Below are 10,080 nucleotides of genomic sequence, written 5' to 3'. Positions count from 1 at the left end.
CACATGCCCTGGGGGTTTCTCCTAGATGTCGAACGAAGCGAAACTGCGCGAATACCTCAAGCGCGTGACGGCCGAGCTGCACGACACGAGCGAGCGCCTGTACCAGCTGGAGGAGGCGGCGGGGGAGCCGATCGCGATCGTCGGCATGGCCTGTCGGTTCCCCGGCGGCATCGAGTCCCCCGAGGACCTGTGGGACGTGCTCGCGGCGGGCGGCGACGTGATCTCCGGTTTCCCCGCCGACCGAGGCTGGGACGTCGAGAGCCGGTACGCGCCCGGCTCCGACCGATCGGGGACCGTCCACGCCCGTGAGGGCGGCTTCCTGTACGACGTGGCCGACTTCGACGCCGAGTTCTTCGGGATCTCGCCGCGGGAGGCGCTGGCGATGGACCCGCAGCAGCGACTGCTGCTGGAGGCGTCGTGGGAGGTCGTCGAACGCGCGGGCATCGACGCGGAGTCACTGCGCGGCAGCGCGACCGGGGTCTTCGTGGGGTTGATGCACCACGACTACGCGGCGCGGCTGAACGGACTGCCCGAGGACCTGGAGGGCTACGTCGGCAACGGCAACGCGGGCAGCGTGGCCTCCGGGCGGGTCGCCTACACGTTGGGCCTGGAGGGCCCGGCGGTGACCGTGGACACGGCTTGTTCGTCCTCGCTGGTGGCGTTGCACCTGGCGACGCAGGCCGTGCGGGCGGGCGAATGCTCGATGGCGATCGCGGGCGGCGTCTCCGTGATGTCCACCCCCGACGTCTTCGCCGAGTTCTCCCGCCAGGGCGGACTTGCGCCCGACGGCCGCTGCAAGCCCTTCGCGGGCCGGTCCGACGGGGCGGGCTTCTCCGAGGGCGTCGGCCTCGTCCTGGTGGAACGCCTGTCGGACGCTCGCAGGCGCGGGCACTCGGTGCTGGCGGTGGTGCGGGGCTCCGCGATCAACCAGGACGGGGCCTCCAACGGACTCACCGCGCCGAACGGGCCCGCGCAGCAGCGAGTGATCCGGCAGGCGTTGACCTCGGCCGGGGTGACGGCCGCCGAGGTCGACGTGGTGGAGGCGCACGGCACCGGCACCCGGCTGGGCGACCCGATCGAGGCACAGGCGATCATCGCGACCTACGGCCAGGACCGGCCGCGGCCGCTGCTGCTCGGCTCGGTGAAGTCGAACCTCGGGCACACCCAGGCCGCGGCCGGGATCGCGGGCGTCCTCAAGATGGTGCTCGGCATGCGACACGGGACCGTCCCGCGGACCCTGCACGTCGACGTGCCGACCCCGCACGTGGACTGGTCGGCGGGCACGGTGGAGCTGGCATCCGAGGCCGTCACGTGGGAGTCCTCGGGTGCGCGGCGGGCGGGCGTCTCGTCCTTCGGGATCTCGGGAACCAACGCCCACGTGATCCTGGAGGAGGCGCCCGCGCCGGCCGACCCGGCGGCCGACGCGGAAGCGTCGTCCCCGGCCGATCCGGAGAACGCGACGGGCGGGCCGGCGGAGACGCCGTCCTCTGACAAGGCGATCTCGTGGCTGATCTCGGCGAAGTCGGCCGCCGCGCTCCGGGCCCAGGCAGGCAGACTGTCGGCCCACGTCACCGCCCGACCCGACCTGCGGGCCGCCGACGTCGCGTACTCCCTGGCGACGACGCGGTCGACGTTCGAGCACCGAGCGGTGGCGGTCGGTCGGGACCGGGCGGAGCTGCTCGCGGGCCTCGACGCCCTCCGGCAGGGCAGCCCCGCACCGGGCGTGATCGCAGGCGTCGCCGACGTCGAGGGCAGAACGGTCTTCGTCTTCCCCGGTCAGGGCGCGCAGTGGCCGGGCATGGGCGTGGCGCTGCTCGACACCGCACCCGTGTTCCGTGCCGCGATCGCCGAGTGCGAGCGGGCACTGGCCCCGCTCGTGGACTGGTCGCTCACCGATGTGCTGCGCGGTGCTCCCGGCGCCCCCGGGTACGAGCGGATCGACGTCGTCCAGCCCGCGCTGTTCGCCGTGATGATCTCCCTCGCCCGCCTGTGGCGGGACCGCGGAGTGCACCCGGCGGCCGTGGTCGGCCACAGCCAGGGCGAGATCGCCGCGGCGTACGTGGCGGGCGCGCTCTCCCTGGACGACGCGATGAAGGTCGTCGTGCTGCGGAGCAGGCTCTTCGCCCGACGGCTCGTCGGCAACGGCGCGGTGGCCTCGGTGGCGATGTCCGAGGCCGACCTGCGGCGACGGCTCGCGCGGTGGGACGGACGCCTGGAGGTGTCCGGCATGAACGGCCCCCGTTCCTCCGCCGTCGCGGGCGCGGTCGACGCACTGGAGGAACTGGTCGCCGAACTGGTGGCCGAGGGGGTACGGGCGAGGATCGTGCCCGCCACCGTGGCGTCGCACTGCGCCCAGGTGGACCCGCTGCGTGACACGCTGCTGGAGCTTCTCGACGGGATCACGCCACGCTCCGGCGACATCCCCTTCTACTCGACGGTGACCGGCGGCGAGCTCGACACCGCGGAGCTGACCCCCGAGTACTGGTATCGGAACGCCCGACTGCCCATCGACTTCGTCGGCGCGCTGCGTGCGCTGTTCGCCACGGGACATCAGACGTTCATCGAGGCCAGCGCGCATCCCGTGCTCGTCGCGGGCGTGCAGGAGACGGCCCAGGGCGCCGACACGCCCGTGGTCACCGTGGGGACCCTGCGCCGCGACGACGGCGGCGAGTCCCGTCTCCTCGTCTCATTGGCCGAGGCACACGTGCGGGGCGTGCCCGTCGACTGGCCGGTGCGGGACGGCGCGCGGAAGGTGGAGCTGCCGACCTACGCCTTCGCCCGCGAACGCTTCTGGCTCGACGTGACCAGTGAGCCCGCGACCGGGGGCGAGGCCGTCGACTCGGAGTTCTGGGCCGCGGTGGAGGCCGGGGATCTGCCGGCGCTGTCGGCGGCGTTGGACGTCGCCGAGGGCGGGCTCTCCGACATCGTGCCCGCGCTGGCGGCCTGGCGGCGCCGAGATCAGGACCGCCGCGCCGCGCACGAGTGGCGCTACGACGTCGGCTGGTCGCCGGTGGCCGCGAACGGCTCCGAGACGCTCGACGGCCGGTGGCTGCTGCTCACGGGGCCCGCGGGGGAGCCGACCGCGGCGGCCCTGGCCGAGCGGGGCGCCGACGTGACGGTGCTCCGTGTCGACGTCGCCGCCGCGGATCGCGTCGCCCTGGTGGAGCAGCTGCGTGCGGCGGCGGGCCCGGACCTGACGGGGATCGTGTCCCTGCTGGCCCAGGACGATGGACCTCACCCCGTCCTGGCCGACGTCTCTCGCGGTCTCGCCGCCTCCGTCGCCCTGGTCCAGGCGCTCGGCGACCTGGCGACCGACGCTCCACTGTGGTGGGTCACCGGCGGCGCCGTCGCCGTCGACGTCGCCGCCGACGGGTCGCCGTCGTCGCCGACCCAGGCCGGGGCCTGGGGACTCGGCCGTGTCGTGGCGCTGGAGCATCCCCGACGCTGGGGCGGGCTGATCGACCTCCCCCCGCAGGTCGACGACCGGGGGATCACGCGGCTGATCCAGTCGCTCACCCGCGCCGACGGCGAGGATCAGCTGGCGGTGCGTGCCGCCGGGGTGTTCGCCCGCAGGCTCCGCCACGCGGGGCGTCCGGCGTCGCGCCGGGCCTGGCGGCCCGACGGCACCGTCCTGGTCACCGGGGGCACGGGCGGAGTCGGCGCCCACGTGGCACGGTGGCTGATCGGTGCCGGAGCGGAGCACGTCGTGCTGACCAGCCGACGGGGCGACCAGGCGCCGGGCGCGTCGGACCTCCGAGCCGAGCTGGAGGGGATCGGCGGTCGGATCACCATCGCCGCCTGCGACGTCGCCGACCGCGACAAGGTGGCGGCGCTGCTCGCGGAGCACCCGGTGTCCGCCGTCTTCCACACCGCGGGCGTCGGAGACACGGCGTCGATCGACGACATCACCCCCGACCACCTGGCGGAGCTGCTGCGTGCCAAGGTCACCGGCGCGCGGAACCTCGACGAGCTGACCCGGAACCGCGAGCTCTCGGCCTTCGTGCTGTTCTCCTCCGGAGCGGGGATCTGGGGCGGCAGCGGCCAAGGTGCCTACGCGGCGGCCAACGCCCAGCTCGACGGGCTCGCCGAGTGCCGACGTGCCCAGGGACGCCCGACGACGTCGGTGGCCTGGGGATTCTGGGGCGGCGGCGCGGGCATGGCAGGCGGCGAGGCAGGCGACCTGCTCAGCAGATGGGGACTGCGGCCCCTCGCGCCGGAACTCGCCGTGGCGGCCCTGCACGCGGCGCTCGACGGCGACGAGACCACGGTGACCGTCGCCGACATCGACTGGGCGCGGTTCGCCCCCCAGTTCACGGTCGCGCGGCCGAGCCCGCTGCTGGCCGACCTGCCCGAACCGCGCGCCGCCGAGACCCGCGCCGACGCCGCGCCGTCCGGCCTCGCGGCGACGCTGGCCGCGCTGGGAACGGCCGAACGACGCGCGGCGGTGCGGGACCTCGTCCTCGCGCAGACCGCCGCCGTCCTCGGCCACCGCTCCGCCGACGCCGTCTCGCCGTCCCGCGCGTTCAAGGAGCTCGGCTTCGACTCGCTCACGGCGGTCGAGCTGCGTAATCAGCTGACCTCGGCGATCGGCGTGTCACTGCCGACGACCGTGGTGTTCGACCACCCGAACGCCACCGCGCTGGCCGATCACGTCGTGACCGTGCTGTTCGGCGGGGCGGAGCCGGAGCGGCCTGTCGAGACCACGGCCGCTGCGGCCGACGACCCGGTCGTGATCGTCGGCATGACCTGTCGATTCCCCGGCGATGTCGACTCCCCGGACGACCTGTGGCGACTCCTGCTCGCCGAGGCCGACGTGATGTCGGAGTTCCCCACCGACCGAGGCTGGGACCTGGCGCGCCTGCACGACCCGGACCCCGATCGTCCCGGCACGACGGTCACCCGTCGAGGCGGCTTCCTCCGCGACGTGGCGCACTTCGACGCCGCGTTCTTCGGGATCTCGCCGCGCGAGGCGACCGGAATGGACCCACAGCAGCGCCAGCTGCTGGAAACCTCGTGGGAGCTGTTCGAACGTGCGGGCCTCGACCCCGCCACGCTGCGCGGTTCGGACACCGGCGTGTTCATCGGCAACAACGGTCAGGACTACACCGTCGGAATCCGCGACATCCCCGAGGAGGTCGCAGGGCACCTGCTGATCGGCAACGCGGGCAGCGTCGTCTCGGGCCGGGTGGCCTACGCCTTCGGCCTGGAGGGGCCCGCGATCACCGTCGACACGGCCTGTTCCTCCTCGCTCGTGGCGATGCACCATGCGATCCGCGCGTTGCGGTCGGGCGACTGCTCCCTGGCGATCACCGGCGGCGTGACGGCGATGTTCACCCCTCGGGCGTTCGTCGAGTTCTCCAAGCAGGGCGGCCTGGCGCCGGACGGTCGCTGCAAGTCCTTCGCGGCCGACGCGGACGGCACCGTCTGGTCGGAGGGCACCGCCCTGCTGCTGTTGGAACGACTGTCCGACGCGCGGCGCCGCGGGCACACGGTGCTCGCCGTGGTGCGCGGCTCGGCCCTCAACCAGGACGGCGCGTCCAACGGGCTGTCCGCGCCGAGCGGCCCCGCGCAGCAACGGGTGATCCGCCGCGCGCTGGCCGACGCGGGGCTGTCCGCCGCCGACGTCGACGTCGTGGAGGCGCACGGCACCGGCACCCGCCTCGGCGACCCCATCGAGGCGTCCGCCCTGCTGGCCGCCTACGGACAGGACCGGCCCAGACCGCTGCTGCTGGGCTCGGTGAAGTCCAACCTCGGCCACACCCAGGCTCCGGGCGGGGTGGCGAGCGTGATCAAGATGGTGTTGGCGATGCGGCACGGCATCGTGCCCAAGACCCTGCACGTGGAGGAACCGACCCCGCACGTGGACTGGTCGTCGGGCGCCGTCGAGCTGGCCACCGAGGCGGTGCGGTGGCCCGACTCGGGCAGACCTCGCCGGGCGGGCGTGTCGTCCTTCGGAGTGAGCGGGACGAACGCGCACGTGGTCCTGGAGGCGGCCCCCGTCGCGGAACGGTCGGAGGATCCGGTCGAATCCACGTCCGGCACGGCCGTCCCGTGGGTGCTGTCGGCGCGGTCGGCGCCCGCGTTGCGCGCGCAGGCCGTCCGACTGGCCGACTTCGTCCGGGACCGGCCCGCACTGCGCCCGGTGGACGTCGGCGCGTCGCTGGCGAGCCGCGCCCTGCTCGACCACCGCGTCCTGATCTCCGGTTCCCGTCTGGACGACTTCCTGCCGGGACTCGCCGACGTCGTCTCGGGCGTGCTGCCTGTGGGAGGCCGCCCGGCCGATTCGGGTGTGGTGTTGGTGTTTCCGGGTCAGGGTTCGCAGTGGGTGGGGATGGCGGTGGGGTTGGCGGCGGTGTCGCCTGTCTTCGCCGCTCGGCTGGGTGAGTGTGGGGAGGCTTTGTCGGAGTTCGTGGACTGGTCGTTGCCTGATGTGTTGTCGGATGAGGCTGCGTTGTCGCGGGTTGATGTGGTGCAGCCGGTGTTGTTCGCGGTGATGGTGTCTCTGGCCGAATTGTGGCGTTCGGTGGGGGTGGTTCCTGCTGCGGTGGTGGGGCATTCGCAGGGTGAGATCGCGGCGGCGGTGGTGTCGGGGGGTTTGAGTCTGCGGGACGGCGCGCGGATCGTGGTGTCGCGGAGTCGGTTGATCGCGGGTCTGGGTGGTGGTGGGGGCATGGTGTCGGTGGGCCTGCCCGCCGCCGAGGTGGTGGATCTGCTGCCCGCCGGGGTGTCGTTGGCGGCCGTGAACGGTCCCGCCTCGGTGGTGGTGTCCGGTTCCGAACAGTCGCTGGCCGAGCTGGTGGCCGACTGTGAGTCGCGGAACGTGCGGGCGCGGTGGATTCCGGTGGATTACGCCTCGCATTCGGTGTTGATGGACGCGTTGCGCGACGAACTGCTCGACGTCCTCGCCGGGATCGAACCTCGATCGTCGACGGTGCCGTTCTATTCGTCGGTGACCGGTGCCGCGAAGGACACGGCCTCGTTGGACGCGCGGTACTGGTTCGACAATCTGCGGGAGACGGTGCGGTTCGATCGGGCGGTCGAGTCGTTGTTGTCGGATGGTCTCGGCGTGTTCGTGGAGTCCAGTGCGCATCCGGTGTTGACCTATGGGATCGGGGAGGTCGTCGAGGAACACGGGGCCGAGAACGTCCTGGTCGTCGGGACCTTACGTCGGGACGACGGCGGGTTGGATCGGTTCCTGGCCTCGGCGGGGGAGCTGTTCGCCCACGGCATCGACCTCGACCTCACACCGTTCCTGACGGGCGGCCGACTCGTCGAACTGCCGACGTACGCCTTCCAACACGAACGCTACTGGCTCGACACCCGGGCCGAGGCGCCCGATGTGACCTCGGCCGGTCTGGACGCCTCGCGACATCCCCTGCTGCACGCCGTCGTCCCGCTCGCCGACTCGGACGGCATCGTGCTCACCGGACAGATCTCCGTCGAGGAACAGCCCTGGCTGGGCGATCACGCCGTCGCGGGCACCGTGCTGCTGCCCGGCACCGCCTTCGTCGAACTCGCCGTCCGCGCAGGCGACGAGGTCGGTGCCGGAGTCGTCGACGAACTGACGCTGCACGCGCCGTTGACACTGCCCGACCGGGGCGGGGTGCGGCTCCAGGTCACCGTCGGCGAACCCGACGCCGCCGCGATCCGCGCGGTCGCCGTGCACTCCCGTGCCGCAGGCGCACGCGACTGGGTGTGCCACGCGACGGGACACCTTCGGCCGATGTCCGCCGAGACCGGGCCGGACCTGCGCCAGTGGCCGCCCGCCGACGCGGAGCACGTCGACGTGTCCGAGTTCTACGACGGCCTGGCCGCCACCGGCTACGAGTACGGCCCGATGTTCCGAGGCCTGCGGCGCGCCTGGCGTCACGACGACGAACTCTTCGCCGAGGTGGAGCTGCCGAGCGGCGCGGACGGCCCGGCGCGCCGGTTCGGCGTGCACCCGGCGCTGCTCGACGCGGCCCTGCATGTCGCGGGTCTGCGCCCGCGGGCGACCACCGAGATCCTGCTGCCGTTCACCTGGAGCGGCGTGACCCTGTTCGCGGGCGGCGCCTCTGCCCTGCGCGTACGACTGCGGGCGACCGGCGAGAACGAGCTGTCCCTCGACGTCGCGGACCCGACCGGCACCCCCGTCGCGGCCGTGGCGTCGGTGCGACTGCGGACCGTCGATGTCGGCCGACTCGCCGAGACGACACGGCACGACGGGCTGTTCCGGCTCGACTGGCGGCCCGTGCCGATCGACGACGACGCACGCTGCGACCGATGGGCGGTCCTCGGCGGCGCGGAGGCCAAGCCCTTGGCCGCTCTCGCGGGCGTCACCGCACATGTCGACCTCGCGGCCTGGCGGGGCTCGGTCCCCGCGTCGGAGCCCACGCCCGACACGATCGTGCTGTCCTGCCTGCCCGCGGAATCCGCCGACTCGCCCCCGCCGCCCGTCGCGGCGCGGGCGGCGGTGCTGCGTGTGCTCGCCGTCCTCCAGGAGTGGTCGGCCGACGAACGATGGGCCGACACCCGCCTCGTCGTGGTCACCCGGGGCGCCGTCGAGCACGGTGCGGACCTCGCCGGAGCCGCCGTCTGGGGGCTCGTGCGATCGGCGCAGACCGAGCACCCGGACCGCATCGTGCTCGTCGACCTCGACGACGACGCCGAGGCCGCCGCCCTGCTGCCCGCCGCCCTCACCTCCGACGAACCCCAGCTGAACGTGCGGGCGGGTCGGGTGCTGGCCGCCCGACTCATCGCCGAGCCCCCGGACCGCACCGGCCCGGCCGCCCCCGACATCGCCGAATCGACGCCGTGGGACACCGACGGCACGACGCTGATCACCGGGGGGACGGGCACCCTCGGCGCCGCCGTGGCACGCCACCTCGTCGTCGAACACGGCGTCCGCAGTCTCCTGCTGACCAGCCGACGCGGGTCCGCCGCACCCGGCGCGGCGGCACTGTCCGACGAGCTGACCGGGCTGGGCGCCTCCGTCGAGGTGGCGGCGTGTGACGTCGCCGACCGTGCGGAGCTCGCGGCGTTGCTGGCCGAACACCCCGTGGCCGCCGTCGTCCACGCCGCGGGCGTGCTCGACGACGGCGTGCTCGCCGCCCTCACCCCCGACCGGGTGCACACCGTCTTCGCCCCGAAGGTCGACGCCGCCTGGCATCTGCATGAACTGGTGGGCGAGGTGTCCGCCTTCGTCTCCTTCTCCTCGGCCTCCGGCGTGTTCGGCGCGGCGGGCCAGGCCAACTACGCGGCGGCGAACACCTTCCTGGACGCCCTGGCACAGCACCGCCGGGCTCGCGGACTACCCGCGCAGTCCCTGGCCTGGGGACACTGGGCGCCGCCGAGCGAGCTCACCGGCGGCCTGTCCGACGCCGACCGGTCGCGGCTGGCCCGAGGCGGGGTGCTGCCGATGTCCGTCCGAGAGGGACTCGCACTGCTGGACGCGGCGATCGGCGTCGGCCGCCCGACGTTGGTGACGGCGCGGCTCGACACGCACGCCATGTCGGAGCCTGCCCCGTCGCTGGTCCGCGAACTCGTCCCCGCCGTGCGGCGACGGACGGCCGCCGGTCGTGGCGCGGCGAACGGAGTACCGATCGGACAGCGGCTCGCCGGACTGACACCGGAGGAGCGGGCACAGACGCTGATCAGGCTGGTGCGGACCACCGCCGCCGCCGTCCTCGGGCACCGGTCCACCGAGACGGTCCCGGCGGACACGGCGTTCAAGGACCTGGGCTTCGACTCGCTGACCGCCGTGGAGCTGCGCAATCGGATGAATCGGGAGACGGGCCTGCGGCTTCCCGCGACGCTGGTCTTCGACCATCCGACCCCGGCGGCACTCGCCGCGCACCTGCGGGACCTGCTGCGACCCGACGATGTCGGGGCGCGGCCGGACCCGGAGGAGGACGAGATCACGACGATCCTGGCGGCCATCCCGCCTGCCCGACTGCGACAGGCAGGCCTGCTCGACGTCCTGCGGCAGCTCGCCGCAGGCGAGGACAGGGCCGTCGAGCCCCTCGGTTCCATCGACGAACTCGACACGGAGGAGTTGCTGAAGATGGCGCAGTTCGGCGGTGACGCATGACCGACACCAAC

At 73.5% G+C, this 10,080-nt stretch carries 1 protein-coding gene; it reads left to right on the top strand.

Annotated elements, in window-relative coordinates:
* Positions 1–25 precede the first annotated feature (25 nt).
* Positions 26–10,069, top strand: a complete 10,044-nt coding sequence (locus tag AHOG_RS15595; protein ID WP_093942015.1) for a type I polyketide synthase — start codon at positions 26–28, stop codon at positions 10,067–10,069.
* The last annotated feature ends 11 nt before the right edge of the window (positions 10,070–10,080 follow it).

It is taken from the genome of Actinoalloteichus hoggarensis (assembly GCF_002234535.1).
Lineage (GTDB): Bacteria > Actinomycetota > Actinomycetes > Mycobacteriales > Pseudonocardiaceae > Actinoalloteichus_A > Actinoalloteichus_A hoggarensis.
Note: the sequence above shows the minus strand (reverse complement) of the source record. Positions and strands in the feature narration are given on the sequence as shown.